The sequence below is a fragment of the Streptomyces sp. NPDC002889 genome, assembly GCF_042888425.1.
Lineage (GTDB): Bacteria > Actinomycetota > Actinomycetes > Streptomycetales > Streptomycetaceae > Streptomyces.
In genome coordinates this window covers 22294-42786 of the sequence record NZ_JBIAPT010000026.1, presented here as the reverse complement: position 1 = coordinate 42786, position 20493 = coordinate 22294, and the positions used below count along the sequence as shown (strand labels likewise).

The following is a 20493-nucleotide window of genomic DNA, read 5'->3' as shown; positions in this document are numbered from 1 at the left end:
GCCCCGGCCCGTCTGCCGCGCACGGGCCGCGCCACGGGCCTTGCGCTGCCGCCCCGCCGTGATGCCGGGGCCGGCACGTCAGCGCACGCGGATCCGGTGCACTGCCGCTCGCGCCGGGAAACAGCCGTCTCGGGAGACGTGGGGGACCCCGCCTGACGTCCGTCAAGCGGCTGGGCGCCCCGGTTTCAAGGGGGCAACCCCGTCTCCCGGCTCACCCCAGCCGCTCCACGAACCCCGCCACCGCCGCCCGCACGTCGTCCGCCGACCACTCCAGGCCGTCCGCGGCCACCGTCACCTCGGTGACCGCGACGCCCGGCGGGCAGCCCTGCGAGAACCAGCGGCGGAACAGCGTCACTCCCGTCTCCTCCGACTGGGCCAGCGCCGCCTCGTTCAGTACGTCCGCGTCGTGCGGCAGCCACACGTGGAACTGGTGCGTGTGCGGCTGCTCGGGGTGGACGCGGAACCACGGCACGGCCGCCTGTGCGAACCCCTCGCGCAGCGCCCGCGCCACGACCTTCGCGTGGGCCACGTACGACGGCAGCCGTGGCAGCTCCCGCTCCAGACCGATCAGCGCCGACAGCGCGGCCGGGTACTGCTGGAAGAGCTGGCCGCCGTACCGGTGGCGCCAGGCGCGGGCCTCCTCGGCCAGCGACACGGGCCCCGCCAGCACCGCGCCCGACATGCCGCCCAGCGACTTGTAGAACGACACGTACACGCTGTCGGCGAGGGCGGCGATCTCCTCCAGGGGGCGGTCGAAGTGCGGGGTGCACTCCCACAGACGGGCGCCGTCGAAGTGCACCACCGCGTCCCGGTCGCGCGCGGCTGCCACCACCGTCACCAGCTCGTCCCACGACGGCAGAACGAAACCGGCGTCCCGCAGGGGCAGTTCGAGCATCAACGCGCCGAACGGCTCGTCGCACTCGCGCACCTCGTCGGCCGTCGGCAGCCGCGGTTCGGTGGTCGGTGGATCGTGCGCAGGCCGCTCAGCGCCGCGAAGGCGGAGCGTTCGTGCACCTCGGGATGGGCCTGCGGATGGAGGGCGACCGTGCTGTTGCCGGTGCGGCCCGCCCAGCAGCGCAGCGCCACCTGCTGGGCCATCGTCCCGGTGGGGAAGTACACCGCCGCCGGGAGCCCGAGCAGCGCCGCCGTCCGCCGCTCCAGCTCCCCCACGACTCCGTCGCCGTAGAGGTCGACCGGCTCGTCGAGGTCGTAGACGGTCGCCGCATCCGCGGTCAGTCCCGCCAGGCATTCCCCGACGGGGTACTCGGCGGAACTGCGCCACAGCACCCGCTTCGACGCACGCCATGCGGCGAGCCTTCGCCGCCGCGCGTCCTGCTCGTCCATGTCCGTCGTCGTGTCGGTCGGGTCGGTCGTGGTGTGGAGCACCGGCGTGCCCGGCGCGGTCGAATGCGTCACCGTCCGATCATCACCCACAGCCTGTGGACAACTGCGGGGGTGCGGGAAACGCTGGCGTAGCATCGTGCTCGAGAATCGTCCGGTACCCCCGCGGACTGGAACGGAAGGCACCGCCGCGTGAATGCCACAGCACCACAGGAACCGCTCGACCCGCGGGACCGCCCTGCCAGGCTGTCCGTCGGCGTGGTCGGAGCGGGCCGGGTAGGCCCGGCCCTGGCCGCATCGCTCCAGCTCGCCGGGCACCGTCCGGTCGCCGTGTCCGGTGTCTCCGACGACTCCGTGCGCCGGGCGGCCGCGCTGCTGCCCGACGTTCCCCTGGTGCCGCCCGCCGAGGTGCTCGCCCGCGCCGAGCTGGTCCTGCTGACCGTCCCCGACGACGCCCTGCCCGGACTGGTCGAAGGGCTCGTCGACACGGGTGCCGTACGGCCCGGGCAGCTGCTGGTGCACACCTCGGGCAGGTTCGGCGCCAAGGTGCTGGACCCGGCGACCCGCGCCGGTGCGCTGCCCCTCGCACTGCACCCCGCGATGACGTTCACCGGGACTGCCGTGGACGTGCAGCGGCTCGCCGGCTGCTCGTTCGGGGTCACCGCTCCCGAGGAACTGCGGCTGGCCGCCGAGGCCCTGGTCATCGAGATGGGCGGCGAGCCCGAGTGGATCGAGGAGGACGCCCGCCCGCTCTACCACGCGGCACTCGCCCTCGGTGCGAACCACCTCGTCACGCTGGTCGCCCAGTCGATGGAGCTGCTGCGTACCGCCGGGGTCGCCGCCCCGGACCGGATGCTCGGCCCCCTGCTCGGTGCCGCGCTCGACAACGCGCTGCGTTCCGGGGACGCCGCCCTGACCGGCCCGGTGGCCCGCGGCGACGCGGGCACGGTCGCCGCGCACGTCGCCGAGCTGCGCAAGCACGCGCCGGGCGCCGTCGCCGGGTATCTGGCGATGGCCCGCTCGACCGCCGACCGGGCGCTCGCTCACGGCATGCTCAAGCCGGAACTCGCCGAGGACCTGTTGGGCGTCCTCGCGGAGGGGGACCTGCGATGAGCGCCAGGACGAGCCGCAAGGACTTCCGTCTCGTACCGACCCGGGACGATCTGAGTGATGTCCTCGACCACCGCGGCGTGTCCGGCCGCACCGCCGTCGTCATGACGATGGGCGCGTTGCACGAAGGCCACGCCACGTTGATCCGGACGGCCCGCGAACACGTGGGGGTCGAGGGCTTCGTCATCGTCACGGTCTTCGTCAACCCGCTCCAGTTCGGGGCGGGTGAGGACCTCGAGCGCTATCCGCGCACCCTGGAAGCCGATCTGAAGACGGCCGAACACGCGGGCGCGGACGTGGTGTTCGCCCCCGCCGTGGACGAGGTGTACGAGGGCGGCGAGCCGCAGGTCCGCATCACCGCGGGCCCGATGGGCGAACGGCTCGAAGGCGCCTTCCGGCCCGGCCACTTCGACGGCGTGCTCACCGTCGTCGCCAAGCTGCTGCACCTCACACGGCCCGATGTGGCGCTGTTCGGGCAGAAGGACGCCCAGCAGCTGGCGCTGATCCGCCGGATGGCCCGCGACCTGAACTTCCCGGTGGAGATCATCGGCGTGCCGACCGTCCGTGAGGACGACGGCCTCGCGCTCTCCAGCCGCAACCGCTACCTGTCGCCGGCCGAGCGAGGCACCGCACTCGCCCTGTCCCGGGCCCTGTTCGCTGCCCGCGACCGGCTCACCGCCCAGCATGCCCTGCACGCCCGCGCCGAGTCCCTGCCCGCCTCGCAGTCCCGCGCCGCCGCGCTCTCCGCCCTCGGCGAGGCCCGCGCCGCGGCCGACGCCCACGCGGTCGCCACGGCCGGGCCGGCGGGCGGTGCCGATGCCGTACGGGCCGCCGCCCGCGCCGTCCTGGACGAGGCGGCGAAGGCGCAGCCGCCGCTGGTGCTGGACTATCTGGCGCTCGTCGACCCGGCCACCTTCACCGACGTGCCCGACGACCACACCGGGGAGGCGGTCCTGGCCGTTGCCGCGAAGGTCGGCCCGACCCGCCTGATCGACAACATCCACCTGACCTTCGGAGCCCAGAAGTGACCGGAATACGGTTGAACGCCCCCGCCCCGGGCTGGGCCATCGAGGCCGACGTCGTCGTGGTCGGCTCCGGAGTCGCCGGCCTCACCGCGGCGCTGCGCTGCGCCGCCGCCGGACTGAGCACGGTCGTGGTCACCAAGGCCCGTCTGGACGACGGCTCCACCCGCTGGGCCCAGGGCGGCATCGCCGCGGCGCTCGGCGAGGGCGACACCCCCGAGCAGCATCTGGACGACACCCTGGTCGCGGGGGCGGGCCTGTGCGACGAGGAGGCCGTGCGCACCCTGGTCACCGAAGGGCCCGACGCCGTACGCCGGCTGATCGCCACCGGAGCGCTGTTCGACACCGACCCGGACTCCGGCGAGATAGAGCTCACCCGCGAGGGCGGCCACCACCGCCGCCGTATCGCGCACGCGGGCGGTGACGCGACGGGCGCGGAGATCTCTCGTGCTCTGGTCGACGCGGTACGGGACGCGGGCCTGCGCACCATCGAGAACGCACTGGTCCTGGATCTGCTGACTGATGCAGAAGGCCGTACGGCCGGCATCACCCTCCACGTGATGGGCGAGGGTCAGCACGACGGCGTCGGCGCGGTCCACGCCCCCACCGTGGTGCTGGCCACCGGCGGCATGGGCCAGGTCTTCTCGGCGACCACCAATCCCGCGGTCTCCACCGGTGACGGCGTGGCGCTCGCGCTGCGCGCCGGGGCGGAGGTCTCGGACATCGAGTTCGTGCAGTTCCACCCGACCGTGCTGTTCCTCGGCCCGGACAGCGAGGGCCAGCAGCCGCTGGTCTCCGAGGCGGTACGGGGCGAGGGCGCCCACCTCGTGGACGCGTCGGGCACCCGCTTCATGCTCGGGCAGCACGAGCTGGCCGAGCTGGCGCCGCGGGACATCGTCGCCAAGGGCATCATGCGCCGCATGCAGGAACAGGGCGCCGCGCACATGTACCTGGACGCACGCCACTTCGGTGCCGAGATGTGGGAGCAGCGCTTCCCGACCATCCTGGCGGCCTGCCGTGCCCATGGCATCGACCCGGTGACCGAGCCGATCCCCGTCGCCCCGGCCGCGCACTACGCCTCCGGCGGCGTACGCACCGACCTGCGCGGCCGCACCACTGTGCCGGGCCTGTACGCGTGCGGCGAGGTCGCCTGCACCGGCGTGCACGGCGCGAACAGGCTGGCCTCCAACTCGCTCCTCGAAGGTCTGGTCTTCGCCGAGCGCATCGCCGCCGACATCGCCGCCGGCGCACCCCGCCCGGCCGGACCGTCCGCGTCGGCGGGGACCTCGCTGCTGCCGCTGATCGCGCCCGAGGCGCGGGCCGAGATCCAGCGGATCATGTCCGAGGGCGCGGGTGTGCTGCGCTCAGCCAGGAGCCTGGCCGCCGCATCTACCGCGCTCGAAGCGGTGCACGTGAACGCGGTGCGTGAACAGGAGGGCTCCGGCAAGACGACCGAGCCGGGCGTGGAGTCCTGGGAGACCTCGAACCTGCTGTGCGTCGCGAGGGTGCTGGTCCGCGCCGCGCTGGAGCGCGAGGAGACCCGCGGCTGCCACTGGCGCGAGGACCGGCCGGAGCGCGACGACACCGGCTGGCGCCGCCATCTCGTCGTACGGATCACGCCCGAGCGCCGGCTCGTCGTCCGGCCCACAGAGGACACCGCCTTCCCCCCGACCCTTCTCACCGTCCCCGAGACCATCGCCTCGACCGTCCCCGACGCCCCCAGGGAGCCGTAACCGTGAGCACGCCCGATGAACGTCCGCGCCCCGTGGACGTACCGCTGATCCAGATCGGCACCCCTGCCGCGGGCGGCGGCTGCGGGGACTCCTGCGGCTGCACGGAGGGCGAGGAGGCGTACGAGTGCGGTCTCGACCCCGCGCTCGCCGCGCTGCTGGCCGACGCCGGCCTCGACCCCGTACAGGTCGAGGACATCGCCCATCTCGCCCTCGAGGAGGACCTCGACGGCGGTGTGGACGTCACCACCGTGGCGACCGTTCCGCAGGACGCCGTCGCCACCGCCGACTTCACCGCCCGCGAGGCAGGTACGGTCGCGGGCCTGCGGGTCGCCGAGGCCATTCTGTCGATCGTCTGCACCACCGAGTTCGAGGTGGAGCGGCACGTCGAGGACGGCGCGCGCGTCGTGGCCGGGCAGAAGCTGCTCTCGGTCACCGCGAACACCCGCGACCTGCTCACCGGCGAACGCAGCGCGCTCAACATCCTGTGCCGCCTCTCCGGCATCGCCACCGCGACCCGCGCCTGGGCCGATGTGCTCGAGGGCACGGGGGCCAGGGTCCGCGACACCCGCAAGACCACGCCCGGCCTGCGCGCCCTGGAGAAGTACGCGGTGCGCTGCGGCGGCGGCGTCAACCACCGGATGTCGCTGTCCGACGCGGCGCTCGTGAAGGACAACCACGTGGTGGCCGCGGGCGGCGTCGCGGAGGCGTTCAAGGCCGTGAGGGACCGTTTTCCGGACCTGGCGATCGAGGTCGAGGTGGACACGCTGCACCAGGTCCGCGAGGTTCTGGACGCGGGCGCCGACCTGATCCTGCTGGACAACTTCAGCCCGGCCGGGACCAGGGACGCCGTCACGCTCGTCGCGGGCCGCGCCCTCCTGGAGTCCTCCGGCCGGCTCACGCTCGACACGGCCCGCTCCTACGCCGAGACGGGCGTCGACTACCTCGCGGTCGGCGGGCTGACGCACTCCTCCCCGATCCTCGACATCGGCCTCGACCTGCGAGAGGTCCAGGGCTGATGCTGCTCACCATCGATGTCGGCAACACCCACACGGTGCTGGGGCTCTTCGACGGCGAGGAGATCGTCGAGCACTGGCGGATCTCCACCGACGCCCGGCGCACCGCCGACGAACTGGCGGTCCTGCTGCAGGGCCTGATGGGCATGCACCCGCTGCTCGGCGAGGAGCTGGGCGACGGCATCGACGGCATCGCGATCTGCTCCACGGTCCCGTCCGTGCTCCACGAGCTGCGCGAGGTGACCCGCCGCTACTACGGCGATGTCCCGGCGGTTCTGGTCGAGCCCGGCATCAAGACCGGCGTGCCCATCCTGATGGACAACCCCAAGGAGGTCGGCGCGGACCGCATCATCAACGCGGTCGCGGCGGTCGATCTGTACGGGGGCCCGGCGATCGTCGTCGACTTCGGCACGGCGACGACGTTCGACGCCGTGAGCACCCGTGGCGAGTACGCGGGCGGCGTGATCGCCCCCGGCATCGAGATCTCGGTCGAGGCCCTCGGTGTGAAGGGCGCCCAGCTCCGCAAGATCGAGCTGGCCCGTCCGCGCAGCGTGATCGGAAAGAACACGGTCGAGGCGATGCAGTCGGGGATCGTGTACGGCTTCGCGGGCCAGGTCGACGGCGTCGTCCAGCGGATGAAGCGCGAGCTGGCCGAGGACCCGGACGAAGTGACGGTGATCGCGACGGGGGGTCTGGCGCCGATGGTGCTGGGCGAGGCGTCGATGATCGACGAGCACGAGCCGTGGCTGACGCTGATCGGCCTGCGTCTCGTCTACGAGCGCAACGTCTCCCGCCTCTGACGTCACCCGGGCGCCGGCCTGCCGTACCGGCCCCGGTTCCTGGGCGGTGGGCCGGTACGCGTGCCTTCCCCGCTGAGCCGTCCCGCTCGGGCGGGCATGCGCCGGGCAGGACGCGCCGCGCCGGGAATCGGGCGTTAAGCCGATTTTGTCCATGTAGCACGTATGGTCGGGCCATGCCCACGCCATACGGACCCCGTGGCGGCATGGCGTTCGGCGCAGACGAGCTGCGTGTGCTCCGACGTGCCCTCGCGGCCGCCCTTCATCCCGTTCCTCTGGCCGACGAGGACGTCAGGGAATGCCTGCGCCTTGCCGACTCCGTCGACGAGGCCGCCCGCGAGGCCGGCCGGCAGCGTTCGTTCCTGCTCGCCGACCTGGCCCGCTACCGCGCAGCCCTGCCCGGATCGGCCCCCGGCTACCTGGAGCTGCTCCAGGACGCCCTGGCGGCCGGCTACGACCCCCGTCCGGAGGATCTCGCGGCGCTGCGCACCCTGCGCGGCAGACCGGCCGCCGCCGTGCTGCGCCGCTGTCAGAGCCTCGCGGAGGAGTCGGTGCGGGCCCGGCTCGCGCGCTGCGCACCAGTGACCCCGACGCCCGCCCGGACGCCCGCCCGCGCGCGGCTCCACGCGCTCCCCGGCGGCCGCGCCGCCGAGGAGCCCAAGCCGAGGCCCGCGCCCGCCCCCAAGCCGGCCCAGGAACCGCAGCCCAAGCCGCCGCCGGTGCCGAAGCCCTCCGAGGTCTTCCCGCCCCGGCGAAAGCCCGTGCCCCCGCCGGAGCAGCTCGCCGTCGGATAGCTACTCTGGGAGCCATGGACTATGTAGCCGCGCTCGTGCCCCCGGTGGTGATGGCCGCCTTCTTCATCGGTCTCGTCGTGACGATCGTCAAGAGCCAGGGCGGCCCGAACAAGGCCAAGGAGGACGCGGCGGTGGACGCGGCGCTGGCCGGCGCTCGGTCCACCCGGCAGGCCGGCCGCGACGACTGACGCACAGGCACCCGAGGACGTACGGCAGACCGTCTGCCGTACGTCCTTTTTGTTACGTCAATAGCTGGTCATTGCGAGATCTCCCACTATGGTGGCGATGTGCCCCGCCAATTGGGAGAGCTCGAAGACGCCGTCATGACACGGGTCTGGCAATGGAACCGGCCGGTCACGGTCAGGGAAGTCCTGGAAGACCTTCAGCAGGAGCGCTCCATCGCCTACACCACCGTCATGACGGTAATGGACAATCTCCATCAGAAGGGCTGGGTGCGCAGGGAAGTCGAGGGCCGCGCCTATCGCTATACCGCGGTCTCCACCCGGGCCGCCTACGCGGCCGCACTGATGAACGAAGCCTGGTCGCAGAGCGACAACCCGGCGGCCGCACTTGTCGCCTTCTTCGGCATGATGTCCCCGGAACAGCGGGAGTCCCTGCAAGCGGCCGTGCGTATCGCTCAGGCCGGCATCGCCGACGATCCCGATGCCGGTGCGCCGGGTCCTGTTCCCGGCCCTGTTCAGGATGGCGGTGAGCAGGCCCGGGGCGCCGAGGGCGGGGAGGACGCGGAGCGATAGCGTCGAGCCATGCCTTATGACGCAGCAAATGCCATCACCGTGCGGCGGGCCAGGACCAGCGATGTGCCGGCGGTCCGCCGGCTCGTCGACCCGTACGTGACTGAAGGCATCCTGCTCGACAAAGCGACGGTCACGCTTTACGAAGCCATCCAGGAGTTCTGGGTCGCGGAACGCGACGAGGATGCCCGCGTTGTCGGCTGCGGCGCTCTGCACGTGATGTGGGACGACCTCGCCGAAGTGCGCACTCTCGCCGTCGATCCGTCCTTCAAGGGCACAGGCGTCGGCCATGAGGTGCTCGACAAGCTGCTGCGTACCGCCCGCTGGCTCGGAGTCCGCAAGGTTTTCTGCCTCACCTTCGAAGTCGACTTCTTCGGCAAGCACGGCTTCGTGGAGATCGGTGAGACGCCGGTCGACACAGATGTATACAGTGAGCTGCTGCGTTCCTATGACGAGGGTGTCGCCGAGTTCCTCGGGCTCGAACGAGTGAAGCCGAACACCTTGGGCAACAGCCGGATGCTTCTGCACCTGTGATCACCGCGAGATCCGGGAACCCTATGTCCGAATCGCGTACGTTTCCCGCGTTCTCGAGGTTCTGAACCTCTGCCAAGGGTTTGTGTTTTCCAGGGAAAAGCGGTTTCCTTTCCGCGTACTGCATTTTCGATGAAAGGAAATCCGGTGGCGCAGAAGGTTCAGGTCCTTCTTGTCGATGACCTCGACGGTGGCGAGGCGGACGAGACAGTGACGTTCGCACTGGACGGCAAGACCTACGAGATCGACCTCACCACCGCCAATGCGGACAAGCTTCGTACCCTGCTCGAGCCGTACGCGAAGAGCGGCCGGCGTACCGGTGGCCGTGCCGCTGCCGGTCGTGGCAAGGGTCGCGCGGCTGCGGGCGGCAACAAGGACACCGCCGAAATCCGCGCGTGGGCCAAGGCGAACGGTTACAGCGTGAACGACCGCGGTCGCGTTCCCGCGGAGATCCGCGAGGCTTACGAGAAGGCCAACGGCTGAGTTTTCGTCCGTCGCGTATTCGTACGCTTCGAACGCAGCAATCGGGCCCGGTGGCACTCCGTCGCCGCCGCGTCCACCAGCTGTACGAGACCGGGGGCACCCCCAATGTCCCCGAGTCCGGTGAGAGCCGGAAGCTGTGCCTCCCGCCCCGGCACGGGGGGGCGCAGCCATACGGCGGCCCCGCGGGCGCAGGGCCGCCCGGGCGGCGGCGGGGCGGCGATCCGCCCGCCCGCGCCGATGGCGGTGAGATCGAGATCGATTCCGCCCCACTCGAGCCAGTCGAGCAGGCCCGGCAGCTCCTCGGCACTCCCGGCGGCCACCAGCAGGCGCATGGCCGGCCCCATGAGGGCGACGGGCCCTGCGCCGTCCGCGGACACATCCGGACGGCGCAGAAGGGCGGATCCGGCGTCGGCGGGCAGCTCCAGGACGTCGAATCGCAGCCCGGTCAGCAGCTGGACGGGGGTCTCCTCCGTCACCGGCCAGCCGAGTTCGCTCGCGTACCACTGCGCGGTTCCGCTCCCGCTGTCGCTCGTGCCTGCGCTCTCGAGCGGCGTGCGGGGAACGGGGACGGTGAAGGCCATACCCCCGGGAACTCCGAAGCCGCGCCGATGGTTACGCAGAGTGGGAGCTCGGGTGCGCAGAGTGTCCGAAGTGGGGGCGCGCAAGCGCATTCGACGGCGCAAGGTTGTTCGCCCTTAGCTGAGGGAACCGGTGCGCGCGGCATGGAGTGTCCGTGCTTACGGGTAAGACATTCCTAGTGGGGAGGGGCGACACGCTCGCGGGACCGTCTCACGTTCGCCATCGGCGTACTCATTGCGGGGGTAACTGCCTGGCCTGCGGGAACATCGTCTCGCACCATCGGGTTGGAGCAGTTGTCGGCGTTCAGGGCTCAGGAGGCCACAGACGGGTGTCGGCAGTTGGAATGAGCGGTCCCCGCTTGCGGGACTAAGCTGCGGAAGGACAGGGAGGGGACCGACCCCTTACTGCCTGACCGCTCTGAGGAGCGATTAACGATGTTCGAGAGGTTCACCGACCGCGCGCGGCGGGTTGTCGTCCTGGCTCAGGAAGAAGCCCGGATGCTCAACCACAACTACATCGGCACCGAGCACATCCTCCTGGGCCTTATCCATGAGGGTGAGGGTGTCGCCGCTAAGGCCCTGGAGAGCCTCGGGATTTCGCTCGAGGCGGTCCGCCAGCAGGTGGAGGAGATCATCGGTCAGGGCCAGCAGGCCCCGTCCGGGCACATCCCCTTCACGCCCCGTGCCAAGAAGGTCCTGGAGCTGTCGCTCCGGGAGGCTCTTCAGCTGGGCCACAACTACATCGGCACCGAGCACATCCTGCTCGGCCTGATCCGCGAGGGCGAGGGCGTCGCCGCCCAGGTCCTCGTGAAGCTGGGCGCCGATCTCAACCGGGTGCGGCAGCAGGTCATCCAGCTGCTCTCCGGATACCAGGGCAAGGAGGCCGCCACGGCAGGCGGCCCGGCCGAGGGCACGCCCTCGACCTCCCTCGTCCTGGACCAGTTCGGCCGGAATCTCACCCAGGCCGCTCGTGAATCCAAGCTCGACCCGGTCATCGGGCGCGAGAAGGAGATCGAGCGGGTCATGCAGGTGCTGTCCCGCCGGACCAAGAACAACCCGGTCCTCATCGGCGAGCCCGGTGTCGGCAAGACGGCGGTCGTCGAAGGCCTGGCGCAGGCCATCGTCAAGGGCGAGGTGCCCGAGACCCTCAAGGACAAGCACCTCTACACCCTGGACCTCGGTGCGCTGGTCGCCGGCTCCCGCTACCGCGGTGATTTCGAGGAGCGCCTGAAGAAGGTCCTCAAGGAGATCCGCACCCGCGGCGACATCATCCTGTTCATCGACGAGCTCCACACCCTGGTGGGTGCGGGCGCCGCCGAGGGCGCGATCGACGCCGCCTCGATCCTCAAGCCGATGCTGGCGCGAGGTGAGCTGCAGACCATCGGCGCCACCACGCTGGACGAGTACCGCAAGCACCTGGAGAAGGACGCCGCGCTCGAGCGCCGCTTCCAGCCCATCCAGGTCGCGGAGCCGTCGCTGCCGCACACCATCGAGATCCTCAAGGGTCTGCGGGACCGTTACGAGGCCCACCACCGCGTCTCCATCACGGACGAGGCCCTGGTCCAGGCCGCGACCCTGGCCGACCGGTACATCTCGGACCGCTTCCTGCCGGACAAGGCGATCGACCTGATCGACGAGGCCGGTTCCCGGATGCGCATCCGCCGGATGACCGCGCCGCCGGACCTTCGCGAGTTCGACGAGAAGATCGCCGGCGTCCGCCGCGACAAGGAGTCCGCGATCGACTCGCAGGACTTCGAGAAGGCAGCCTCGCTCCGCGACAAGGAGAAGCAGCTGCTGGCCGCGAAGACCAAGCGCGAGAAGGAGTGGAAGGCCGGCGACATGGACGTCGTGGCCGAGGTCGACGGCGAGCTGATCGCCGAGGTCCTCGCGACCGCCACCGGCATTCCGGTCTTCAAGCTGACCGAGGAGGAGTCCTCGCGTCTGCTGCGCATGGAGGACGAGCTCCACAAGCGCGTCATCGGCCAGAAGGACGCCATCAAGGCCCTCTCGCAGGCGATCCGCCGTACGCGAGCCGGTCTGAAGGACCCCAAGCGCCCCGGTGGCTCGTTCATCTTCGCCGGCCCGTCCGGTGTCGGTAAGACCGAGCTCTCCAAGACGCTCGCCGAATTCCTCTTCGGCGACGAGGACGCACTGATCTCCCTCGACATGTCGGAGTTCAGCGAGAAGCACACGGTTTCCCGTCTCTTCGGTTCGCCCCCCGGATACGTGGGTTACGAAGAGGGCGGCCAGCTCACCGAGAAGGTGCGCCGCAAGCCGTTCTCCGTCGTCCTCTTCGACGAGGTCGAGAAGGCCCACCCCGATATCTTCAATTCCCTTCTGCAGATCCTGGAGGACGGTCGCCTGACCGACTCCCAGGGCCGCGTCGTGGACTTCAAGAACACGGTCATCATCATGACGACCAACCTCGGGACCCGGGACATCTCCAAGGGCTTCAACCTGGGCTTCGCCGCCCAGGGCGACGTCAAGTCGAACTACGACCGGATGAAGGTCAAGGTCAACGAAGAGCTCAAGCAGCACTTCCGGCCCGAATTCCTCAACCGTGTCGACGACACGGTCGTCTTCCACCAGCTCACCGAGGAAGACATCATCCAGATCGTCGACCTGATGATCGCCAAGGTGGACGAGCGGCTCAAGGACCGCGACATGGGCATCGAGCTCAGCTCGACCGCCAAGTCGCTGCTCGCCAAGAAGGGCTACGACCCCGTCCTGGGCGCCCGGCCCCTGCGCCGGACGATCCAGCGCGAGATCGAGGACATCCTGTCGGAGAAGATCCTCTTCGGCGAGCTGCGCCCCGGTCACATCGTGGTCGTGGACACCGAGGGCGAGGGTGAGCAGAAGAAGTTCACCTTCCGCGGCGAGGAGAAGTCGGCGCTGCCGGACGTCCCGCCGATCGAGCAGGCGGCCGGTGGCACCGGTCCGAACCTGTCGAAGGACGCGTAGGCGCCCGGAGGCCTGAAGGGGCTGCCCCGGCCCGTACGGAGACGTACGGGCCGGGGCAGCCCCTTTTCCGTGTCCGGCCGAGGGCGAGGGGGCAGGAGGCGGCTGCTGAAGCCCCTGGCCGCCCGGGGGCCGGGTCGGGGTGGTGTCCCTGCCGGTGCGCTGCGGCCCCTTGCCTGGCCCTACTCGCCGGGTGTGCCTCTCCCGGGCCCAGTGCCTGCCAGGGGCAGGACGGTGCCGGTGTCCTGGCCTCCGCCGCCGGTCTCCGGCCCACGCACCCCTGGGGCTCGGGGAAACCGGCGATCCGGCCGGCCCGCGTCCGGCAGTGACGGGCGCCCCTGGTGACGGTTGTGGAACGGAGCGTGGCGATCCCCGCGCCGACGTGACCTGGGTCATGCGCCTGTCGGCCCCGCCGGCCTGCGCGGTCGGGTGATCTGGTGCACATCCGAAGGCCGTGATCTGGTGACCTGCTGCACAACCGGAACGGCCCGCCCGTGACAAGGCGCACAGGGGTATCGGGGCCTACTAGCCGGGATAGTGCGTGTTCCGCGTGCCCGGCGGGACCTGTCGGCGGCCGTGCGCCGGGGGTTTCGGTCCGCTGCCGTCCGACCCGCGCCCGGCCGGGCCCTCCCACGCCCGGCCGCCGTTTGGATGAGGGGTTAAACCACCGCGAGTGCATATTTTCCGACCTCTTTCTGAAGTCGGACAAAAGGGATTTATAGGGAGTCAAGAGGATGATTCCAGGACATCTCGCTACGACGAGATGTCGTAGATGGGGGGTTTGAGTCGAGTTGGGGGTGCGGGTTACCAATGTGTGGCCAGCCCGGTGTGAGTGCGCCGGGTCCATTCATGCCCGGAGGTTCTCCCGAATGTCGAAGCGCACCGTGATCAACCGTCTCCGCCCGTCCGTCTTCCGTACCCGTGGTGCCGTCGTTGCCGCCGGCATGGGCGCCGTGATGGTCGTCGGAGCCGGCGCGGGTGTCGCCTCCGCAGACGCGGGTACGGCGGCCACCGTGACTCCGGCCGCCGCCGTGGCCGCCCAGGCCAAGGCTCAGGCCGAGGCCGCGGACGCCGCCGCCAAGCAGGCCGCCGTGAAGAAGGCGGCCACCAAGGCCAAGAAGGCCAAGGCCGCCAAGAAGGCCGCGGCCTGGGTGAAGCCGGTCACCAAGTACACCCTGACCGCGAGCTACAACCAGGGTGGCGCCATGTGGTCCCAGAAGCACTCCGGCCAGGACTTCGCCGTCCCGGTCGGCACCGCGGTCAAGGCCGCCGGCGCCGGCACCGTGGTGAAGGCCGGCCCGAACGGTGGCGGCGACGGCCCCGCGTACGGCAACGCCGTCGTGATCAAGCACAACAACGGCAAGTACTCGCAGTACGCGCACCTGTCGAAGATCGACGTCGGCGTCGGCTCGACGGTGAAGCCCGGCCAGGTCATAGCCAAGTCCGGCAACACCGGCAACTCGTCCGGCCCGCACCTGCACTTCGAGATCCGTACGACCCCGAACTACGGCTCGGCGCTCAACCCGATGGCGTTCCTGCGCTCCGCCGGCGTCCAGGTGTGACGTACGCGGTGGCGGGCGCCTGAGCGATCAGGCGTGATGGGCCTGGGTGATCAGGTCCAGGGCGACTTCGAGGACGGCTTCACTCTTCTCCTCGGGGTCGCCCTCGACGTCCTTCAGGGCGAACATCGCGGCGTGCAGCGTGAACAGCCCCGAGAAGCAGCGGACCTGGTCCACCAGGTCCGCGTCGGGCTCCCGGAAGAGCGCGAGCATGGCGATCATGCGGTCCTTGAACGTCTCGCCGATGCTGAGCTCGCGCAGCGTCGCCTGGTTCTCCTGCATGAAGCGGAAGAGCGGGGCGGCGTCGGTCAGCGCCGCGTTGTAGCGGCGCAGCACGTCCTTCTTGGTCTCCAGGGTGCGCGGCTGTCCCTGTGCCCACTCGATCAGTTCGTCGATCGGCCTGGTCAAATCCTCGAAGAGGCTGATCAGGATGTCTTCCTTGGTCTTGAAGTGGTAGTACAGCGCGGCCTTGGTGACGTCGAGGGCCTCGGCGATCTCGCGCAGTGACGTCTTCTCGTAGCCCTGCTCGGCGAACAGCTCCAGTGCTACGTCCTGGATGCGCTGGCGGGTGTTGCCCCGCCGTGGCTGCGATGTGCTGGCCATGCTGCTCACTCCCGGTTCCCGGAATACTTACTTGACGCCCGGCTAGTTACCCGTCTACCGTCCCCAGTCTAGTGAACTAGCCGGTCGGCAAGTAAGTGTGGGGGAGTGGAGACGATGGCGGGTAGAGCAAGAAGCCGGAAAAAGCCCATGGCGGACGCCGACAGCGGCCCGGGCGCGCAGCCGCAGGCGCGCAGCGTGCGTGTCGTCATCCTCGCACTCATGATCGCCATGCTGCTCGCGATGCTCGACAACATGATCATCGGCACTGCCATGCCGACCATCGTCGGCGAGCTCGGCGGTCTCGAGCATCTGTCCTGGGTCGTCACCGCCTACACCCTGGCCACCGCCGCCTCCACCCCGATCTGGGGCAAGCTCGGCGACATGTACGGCCGCAAGGGCGTCTTCCTCATCTCCATCGTGATCTTCCTGATCGGCTCGGTGCTCAGCGGCATGGCCCAGGACATGGGGCAGCTCATCGGCTTCCGCGCCGTGCAGGGACTGGGCGCCGGCGGCCTGATGGTCGGAGTGATGGCGATCATCGGCGACCTGGTGCCGCCGCGCGAGCGCGGCAGGTACCAGGGCATGATGGCCGCCGTCATGGCCGTCGCCATGATCGGCGGACCGCTGGCCGGCGGCACCATCACCGACCACTGGGGCTGGCGCTGGAGCTTCTACATCAACCTGCCGCTCGGCGCCGTCGCCCTCGCCATGATCACGATCGTCCTGCATCTGCGCAGGAAGGACCGGTCCGCCGGGCGCGGGCGTATCGACTACTTCGGCGCCGCCCTGCTGACCGTGGGTATCACGGCGATCGTGCTGGTCACCACGTGGGGCGGTACGGAGTACGCCTGGGACTCCGCCGTCATCATGGAGCTGATCGCCATCGGCGTCGCGTCGCTCACCGGCTTCCTGTTCGTCGAGCGGCGGGCGGCCGAGCCACTGATGCCGCTGCACATCTTCCGCAGCCGCAACTTCACGCTCATGTCCGTGATCGGCTTCCTGACCGGCTTCGTGATGTTCGGCGCCGTGCTCTTCCTGCCGCTGTTCCAGCAGTCCGTGCAGGGTGCCTCGGCCACCAACTCCGGGCTGCTCCTGCTGCCCATGCTGATGTCGATGCTCGTCGTGTCGATGATCGCGGGCCGGGTCACCACCAGCACCGGCAAGTACCGGATCTTCCCCATCGTGGGCGGCGGCCTGATGGTGGCCGGGCTGTTCCTGCTCGCGCAGATGGACACCGGGACCTCCCGGCTGACCTCCGCGGTCTACATGGCGGTCCTCGGTGCGGGCATGGGCTTCCTGATGCAGATCACCATGCTCGTGGCACAGAACAGCGTCGAGCTCAAGGACATGGGTGTCGCCTCCTCGGCCGCCACCCTCTTCCGTACGCTCGGCAGCTCCTTCGGCGTCGCCATCATGGGTGCGCTGTTCACCGGGCGGGTGCAGGACGAGATGGCCGCCCGGGGCGGGAGCAAGGCCACCGCGGGCTCCGCGCAGCTGGACGCCGCGAGTCTGGCGAAGCTGCCGGTGCCGGTCAGGGAGGCCTACGAGTTCGCCGTCTCCTCCGGTACGCACGCCGCGTTCATGCTCGGCGGGGCGGTCGCGGTGATCGGCTTCGTGGCCGCCTTCTTCGTCAAGGAGGTGCCGCTGCGCGGGGCCGGACCGGCGCCCACCGCGGACAGGCCGGTGGCGGAGAAGGTCGCCGAGACCGTCTGACCGGCGGCACGCAGGAACGGCGCGCAGGAACGGCGGCCGGGTCTTCGGATCCCGCCGCCGTTCAGTCCGCCGGCGGCATCATCGGAAAGCTGCCCGTGTTGGTGGGCGCGTGCTCCGGCAGCCACAGCACCGCGATCGCGCCCCCGGACGCCCCCAGCGGTGTCGTCCCCGTCGGCGCGGCATTGCGGAAGGTCAGCCGCGCCCCGAGCACCCGCGCCTGCCCTGCCGCGATCGTGAGCCCGAGTCCGTGCCCCGTCCCGGCCCGGTCGCTGGCCCCCGTACGGAACCGGCTCGGCCCCTCGCGCAGCAGCGCCTCCGGGAACCCGGGCCCGTGGTCCCTTACCCGCACCACACGACCCTCGACGGTGACCTGGACCGGCGGCTTGCCGTACTTGGCGGCGTTGGTCAGCAGATTCAGGAGGATCCGCTCCAGCCGCCGCGGATCCGTGCTCACCCAGGACTCGTGCACGACCTGCACGGACACCGCGGAGTCCAGTACGGCGACCCGGCGGCGGACGAAGTGCCCGAGCTGGATCTCCTGCAGCTCGGCCCGCTCCGAGGCGCTGTCGAGCCTGGCCACCTCCAGCACGTCCTCGACCAGCGTGCGCATCGCCTGCGCCCGGTCCCTCACCAGCTCGCTGGGCCGGCCGGGCGGCAGCAGCTCGGCCGCCGTGAGCAGCCCTGTCACCGGGGTGCGCAGCTCGTGCGCGATGTCCGCGGTGACCCGCCGCTCCGCCTCGATCCGCTCGTTCAGTGCATCGGTGAGCGCGTCGACGGCGCGGGCCAGATCGTCGGTCTCGTCGCGTACGACCCCGCTGATGGCGTCCCTGACCCGTACCTCGGTGTTGCCCTGGGCGACCTTGCCGGCCGCCGCCGCGGCCTGGCGCAGCCGCCGCGAGAGCTGCCCGCCGATCAGCACGCCGAGCGCTGAGCCGCCGAGCACCACCGAGAGGGAACCGACGATCAGGGCCCGGTCGAGGTCCTTCATCACGGTGGCGCTGCGGCCCGCGAAACGGGTGTGAAGCGAGAGCACATTGCCGTCGGCCAGCGGTACGGCCGCCCAGATCTCGGGGGCTTCGCCGTGGCCCTCGTCCACATACGTGCCGCGCCGGTTCTCCCGCGTCAGCCTCTGGAGCTCCTTGGGCACCGCGGGGTCGTCGACCTTGCTGCCGAAGCGGGGGTCCTTGTTCTTGGAGGTCTCGTACCAGCGCTGGGCGAGCAGCACCCGGTCCATCTGCACGTCACGGGCGTTGTCGAGCATCGAGACACGGGCCGCGTTGTGTACGACCAGGCTCAACGTCATGGCGATCAGGGCACCCACGGCCGCGATCGCGATGCTGATCTTCCATCTGACGCCGGTGCGCAGGGCGAGGCGTCTCATGCGCGGCGCCTCATGCCTTGAGCTTGTAGCCGAAGCCACGCACGGTTTCGATCCGGTCCTGGCCGATCTTGGTCCGCAGGCGCTGGACATGGACGTCCACGACCCGGGTGTCGCCGCCCCAGCCGTAGTCCCAGACCCGCTCGAGCAGCTTGTCGCGGGAGAGCACCGTGCCTGGCGCCGACGAGAACTCCAGCAGCAGCCGCATCTCGGTCGGAGTCAGCGCCACCGGCTCACCGGCCCTGCGTACCTCCATGCCGTCGGTGTCGATCTCCAGATCGCCGAAGGTCAGTTCACCGCTCGGCTGGTCCTGTCCACCGCGGGCCGCGTCGCCGGCACGTCCACCAGCGTGTCCGAAGCGGCGCAGCACGGCGCGGATCCGGGCGACGAGCACGGCGCCGTCGAAGGGCTTGGTGACGTAGTCGTCGGCGCCCGCCTCGAGGCCCAGCACGACGTCGATCGAGTCGGCGCGCGCGGACAACATGATCACGGGCACGGTCGACTCGTCACGGATACGGCGGCACAGGCTCACGCCGTCCAGACCCGGCACCATCACATCGAGCAGCGCGATGTCGGGCCGGTTCGCCCGGAACGCCTCCAGGCCCCGGAGCCCGTCGGGCATGGCGGTCACGACGAAGCCGTCGCGTTCCAGCGCCAGTTGGGTCGCCTCCCGGATGACATCGTCGTCCTCGACGAACAGGACATGGGTCTCGGCCATGCGGCTGCTCTCAGTTCTCACTCGGTTCGGGGGCGTCGGTGGGGAGTACCTCTCCCTCGCCCACCGCTCTGCTGAATTCGTTGCGCACCCAGAACTGTTGGGTGAACTTGCCGGCGGACCAGCGGTACGTGGTCACTTCCTGGCCGGACGGCTCGTTCACCGGGTCGCCCTTGGCGTACACCTGCTTGGTCACCACCAGGTCGCCCCGGTCGATCGCCGCGTACACGGACGGCTGCTCGACGGCGAAGACGTTCTTGTACGTCTTGCCTGTCCCGCGATACACGTACGTCCCCATGCCGACCGCGTCGCTGCAGGTCATGACGTTGATGACGACATCGGGTGTGGAGCTGCCGGTGAGCACCCCGTACGAGGTGTCCACGGGGTAGTGGTTCTCGGAGCACGGCCGCAGATCGGCCTTGACGCGGGCACTGACCTTCGGGTCGCTCTTGAGCAGCTGCACGGGGTCGACCGTGTTGGTGTACCGGCCCTCGTCGGCGGAGGGCGGCACGGGCGAAGGCACCTTCGACGCGGCCTCGGAGGGCGCGGCGCCCTCGTCCTGCACACCGGTCCCCCCGGTGGAACAGCCGGCCGCGAACAGGGCTGCGGCGACGAGCCCGGCCGTTGCCGCGCCGCTCGTCGCCAGAGTTCTGCCGCTGCTGCCGGCTCTGCCAGTCAGGCCGCGCACCGCTCCCGCCCCCGTTCTCCGCCCTGCCCCTGCCGCCGCCCGCGCTCCCCGCGCTCAAGGGCGTGGGCGTCCAGGTCCCGGCTCTCCAGCTCCTGACGGAGCCGGGCCAGTGCCCGGTGCAGCGTGCTCTTCACCGTACCGGCCGACATGCCCAGTGCGGCGGCGGTCTCCTCGGTGCTCATCTGCTCCCAGTGTCGCAGTACGACCACGCTGCGCTGCTTGGGGGCGAGCACCTTCAGCACGTCCATCAGCAGGGCGCGGTCGGCGCGCTGCTCGCTGCCGTCCTCGACGCTGGCGTCCGGCAGTTGCTCGGTCGGCACCTCTTCGAGTTTGCGGGCACGCCACCACTCGGTGCGCGTATTGATCATCACGCGCCGAAGGTACGCGTCCGCGAGCGACTTGTCCGCGATTCCGTCCCAGCGGCCGTAGGTGCGCACCAGAGCGGTCTGCAGCAGGTCCTGCGCGTCGACCGGATCGGGGACGAGACGCCGGGCGCTGCGCAGCAGCGCCTCCTGCCGGGTGCGTACGTACTCCTCGAATTCGAGCACCTCGCCGTGCGCCATTCCAACCGCCTCCACCCCGTGACCAAGCTCTGCAATTTCCCTGCGGGGCAAGAAGCTACGGAGGCGTTGTCACGGCACTGTGCGAAGCAGCCGTCGGAGGGCGCACGGCCATCCATCGGTTGTGTAACAACAGAGGTTTTAGATGTGGTTGTTCCGGGGTAG

General features: G+C 70.4%; 19 protein-coding genes and 1 pseudogene. 13 read left to right on the top strand and 7 right to left on the bottom strand.

Annotated elements, in window-relative coordinates; translation table 11 throughout:
- Positions 1-211: 211 nt before the first annotated feature.
- Positions 212-1344 (bottom strand): annotated as a pseudogene (locus tag ACFYWI_RS31000) (threonine aldolase family protein).
- A gap of 189 nt (positions 1345-1533) precedes the next feature.
- On the opposite strand from ACFYWI_RS31000, the gene ACFYWI_RS30995 reads away from it, so the two are divergent.
- The 10 genes from ACFYWI_RS30995 (at position 1534) to ACFYWI_RS30950 (ending at position 9576) form a co-directional block, all read left to right on the top strand.
- Entirely contained in the window at positions 1534-2454 is a 921-nt protein-coding gene (locus tag ACFYWI_RS30995; RefSeq protein WP_389238887.1) for a Rossmann-like and DUF2520 domain-containing protein, read from the top strand.
- Positions 2451-3479, top strand: a complete 1029-nt coding sequence (panC, locus tag ACFYWI_RS30990) for a pantoate--beta-alanine ligase (protein ID WP_389238885.1) — start codon at positions 2451-2453, stop codon at positions 3477-3479. Before ACFYWI_RS30995 ends, panC begins: the two co-directional genes overlap by 4 nt.
- Complete coding sequence (locus tag ACFYWI_RS30985; protein ID WP_389238883.1) at positions 3476-5206, top strand: L-aspartate oxidase; 1731 nt, start codon at positions 3476-3478, stop codon at positions 5204-5206. Before panC ends, ACFYWI_RS30985 begins: the two co-directional genes overlap by 4 nt.
- A gap of 2 nt (positions 5207-5208) precedes the next feature.
- A complete protein-coding gene (nadC, locus tag ACFYWI_RS30980) occupies positions 5209-6222 on the top strand; it encodes a carboxylating nicotinate-nucleotide diphosphorylase (protein ID WP_389238881.1) in 1014 nt (337 codons plus the stop codon).
- A complete protein-coding gene (locus tag ACFYWI_RS30975) occupies positions 6222-7019 on the top strand; it encodes a type III pantothenate kinase (RefSeq protein WP_389238879.1) in 798 nt (265 codons plus the stop codon). Before nadC ends, ACFYWI_RS30975 begins: the two co-directional genes overlap by 1 nt.
- A 173-nt stretch (positions 7020-7192) precedes the next feature.
- Positions 7193-7810 carry a hypothetical protein gene (locus tag ACFYWI_RS30970; protein ID WP_389238877.1) on the top strand — a complete coding sequence of 206 codons (618 nt, stop codon included), beginning with the start codon at positions 7193-7195 and terminating at the stop codon, positions 7808-7810.
- Between the two features lie 14 nt (positions 7811-7824).
- Positions 7825-7998 carry a hypothetical protein gene (locus tag ACFYWI_RS30965; RefSeq protein ID WP_389238875.1) on the top strand — a complete coding sequence of 58 codons (174 nt, stop codon included), beginning with the start codon at positions 7825-7827 and terminating at the stop codon, positions 7996-7998.
- A 99-nt stretch (positions 7999-8097) separates the two neighbouring features.
- Complete coding sequence (locus ACFYWI_RS30960; RefSeq protein ID WP_389238873.1) at positions 8098-8565, top strand: BlaI/MecI/CopY family transcriptional regulator; 468 nt, start codon at positions 8098-8100, stop codon at positions 8563-8565.
- A 9-nt stretch (positions 8566-8574) separates the two neighbouring features.
- Positions 8575-9096: an amino-acid N-acetyltransferase gene (locus ACFYWI_RS30955; protein ID WP_389238871.1), complete on the top strand. Its 522-nt coding sequence runs from the start codon at positions 8575-8577 to the stop codon at positions 9094-9096.
- Between the two features lie 144 nt (positions 9097-9240).
- The gene (locus tag ACFYWI_RS30950) at positions 9241-9576 is read left to right on the top strand and encodes an Lsr2 family protein (RefSeq protein ID WP_389238869.1); all 336 of its coding nucleotides are present in this window, start codon (positions 9241-9243) and stop codon (positions 9574-9576) included.
- Here the strand turns inward: ACFYWI_RS30950 and ACFYWI_RS30945 are convergent.
- Positions 9555-10157 carry an SCO3374 family protein gene (locus tag ACFYWI_RS30945; protein ID WP_389238867.1) on the bottom strand — a complete coding sequence of 201 codons (603 nt, stop codon included), beginning with the start codon at positions 10155-10157 and terminating at the stop codon, positions 9555-9557. The genes ACFYWI_RS30950 and ACFYWI_RS30945 overlap by 22 nt on opposite strands.
- A gap of 432 nt (positions 10158-10589) precedes the next feature.
- Here ACFYWI_RS30945 and ACFYWI_RS30940 point away from each other — a divergent pair, with 432 nt between their 5' ends.
- Both ACFYWI_RS30940 and ACFYWI_RS30935 read left to right on the top strand, forming a co-directional pair.
- Positions 10590-13115: an ATP-dependent Clp protease ATP-binding subunit gene (locus ACFYWI_RS30940; RefSeq protein ID WP_389238865.1), complete on the top strand. Its 2526-nt coding sequence runs from the start codon at positions 10590-10592 to the stop codon at positions 13113-13115.
- Positions 13116-13981: 866 nt separating this feature from the next.
- Positions 13982-14674 (top strand): M23 family metallopeptidase, encoded by a 693-nt coding sequence (locus ACFYWI_RS30935; RefSeq protein ID WP_389238863.1) that lies wholly within the window; start codon positions 13982-13984, stop codon positions 14672-14674.
- 27 nt (positions 14675-14701) lie between these two features.
- Here ACFYWI_RS30935 and ACFYWI_RS30930 read toward each other — a convergent pair whose 3' ends face one another.
- On the bottom strand, positions 14702-15274 hold the full coding sequence (locus tag ACFYWI_RS30930) for a TetR/AcrR family transcriptional regulator (protein WP_389238861.1): 573 nt from the start codon (positions 15272-15274) through the stop codon (positions 14702-14704).
- 147 nt (positions 15275-15421) lie between these two features.
- On the opposite strand from ACFYWI_RS30930, the gene ACFYWI_RS30925 reads away from it, so the two are divergent.
- Positions 15422-16987 carry an MDR family MFS transporter gene (locus ACFYWI_RS30925; protein WP_389238859.1) on the top strand — a complete coding sequence of 522 codons (1566 nt, stop codon included), beginning with the start codon at positions 15422-15424 and terminating at the stop codon, positions 16985-16987.
- A gap of 61 nt (positions 16988-17048) precedes the next feature.
- Here ACFYWI_RS30925 and cseC read toward each other — a convergent pair whose 3' ends face one another.
- From cseC to ACFYWI_RS30905, 4 genes are read right to left on the bottom strand one after another with little or no spacing between them, the layout of a single operon-like run.
- Entirely contained in the window at positions 17049-18368 is a 1320-nt protein-coding gene (cseC, locus tag ACFYWI_RS30920) for a two-component system sensor histidine kinase CseC (protein ID WP_389238857.1), read from the bottom strand.
- Between the two features lie 10 nt (positions 18369-18378).
- Complete coding sequence (gene cseB, locus ACFYWI_RS30915; RefSeq protein ID WP_389238855.1) at positions 18379-19083, bottom strand: two-component system response regulator CseB; 705 nt, start codon at positions 19081-19083, stop codon at positions 18379-18381.
- Positions 19084-19093: 10 nt separating this feature from the next.
- Positions 19094-19768, bottom strand: coding sequence for a hypothetical protein (locus ACFYWI_RS30910; protein ID WP_389238853.1), 675 nt, complete (start codon positions 19766-19768; stop codon positions 19094-19096).
- Entirely contained in the window at positions 19756-20331 is a 576-nt protein-coding gene (locus ACFYWI_RS30905) for a SigE family RNA polymerase sigma factor (protein WP_389238851.1), read from the bottom strand. Before ACFYWI_RS30905 ends, ACFYWI_RS30910 begins: the two co-directional genes overlap by 13 nt.
- Positions 20332-20493: the final 162 nt, after the last annotated feature.

Bases quoted from the DNA above. Each gene is read 5' to 3' on its own strand.
- ACFYWI_RS30955 (WP_389238871.1), top strand. From the start codon at position 8,575: ATGCCTTATGACGCAGCAAATGCCATCACCGTGCGGCGGGCCAGGACC.
- cseB (WP_389238855.1), bottom strand. From the start codon at position 19,083: ATGGCCGAGACCCATGTCCTGTTCGTCGAGGACGACGATGTCATCCGG.
- ACFYWI_RS30965 (WP_389238875.1), top strand. From the start codon at position 7,825: ATGGACTATGTAGCCGCGCTCGTGCCCCCGGTGGTGATGGCCGCCTTC.
- ACFYWI_RS30975 (WP_389238879.1), top strand. From the start codon at position 6,222: ATGCTGCTCACCATCGATGTCGGCAACACCCACACGGTGCTGGGGCTC.
- ACFYWI_RS30905 (WP_389238851.1), bottom strand. From the start codon at position 20,331: ATGGCGCACGGCGAGGTGCTCGAATTCGAGGAGTACGTACGCACCCGG.
- panC (WP_389238885.1), top strand. From the start codon at position 2,451: ATGAGCGCCAGGACGAGCCGCAAGGACTTCCGTCTCGTACCGACCCGG.
- ACFYWI_RS30945 (WP_389238867.1), bottom strand. From the start codon at position 10,157: ATGGCCTTCACCGTCCCCGTTCCCCGCACGCCGCTCGAGAGCGCAGGC.
- ACFYWI_RS30925 (WP_389238859.1), top strand. From the start codon at position 15,422: ATGGCGGACGCCGACAGCGGCCCGGGCGCGCAGCCGCAGGCGCGCAGC.
- ACFYWI_RS30940 (WP_389238865.1), top strand. From the start codon at position 10,590: ATGTTCGAGAGGTTCACCGACCGCGCGCGGCGGGTTGTCGTCCTGGCT.
- ACFYWI_RS30970 (WP_389238877.1), top strand. From the start codon at position 7,193: ATGCCCACGCCATACGGACCCCGTGGCGGCATGGCGTTCGGCGCAGAC.
- cseC (WP_389238857.1), bottom strand. From the start codon at position 18,368: ATGAGACGCCTCGCCCTGCGCACCGGCGTCAGATGGAAGATCAGCATC.
- ACFYWI_RS30930 (WP_389238861.1), bottom strand. From the start codon at position 15,274: ATGGCCAGCACATCGCAGCCACGGCGGGGCAACACCCGCCAGCGCATC.
- ACFYWI_RS30935 (WP_389238863.1), top strand. From the start codon at position 13,982: ATGTCGAAGCGCACCGTGATCAACCGTCTCCGCCCGTCCGTCTTCCGT.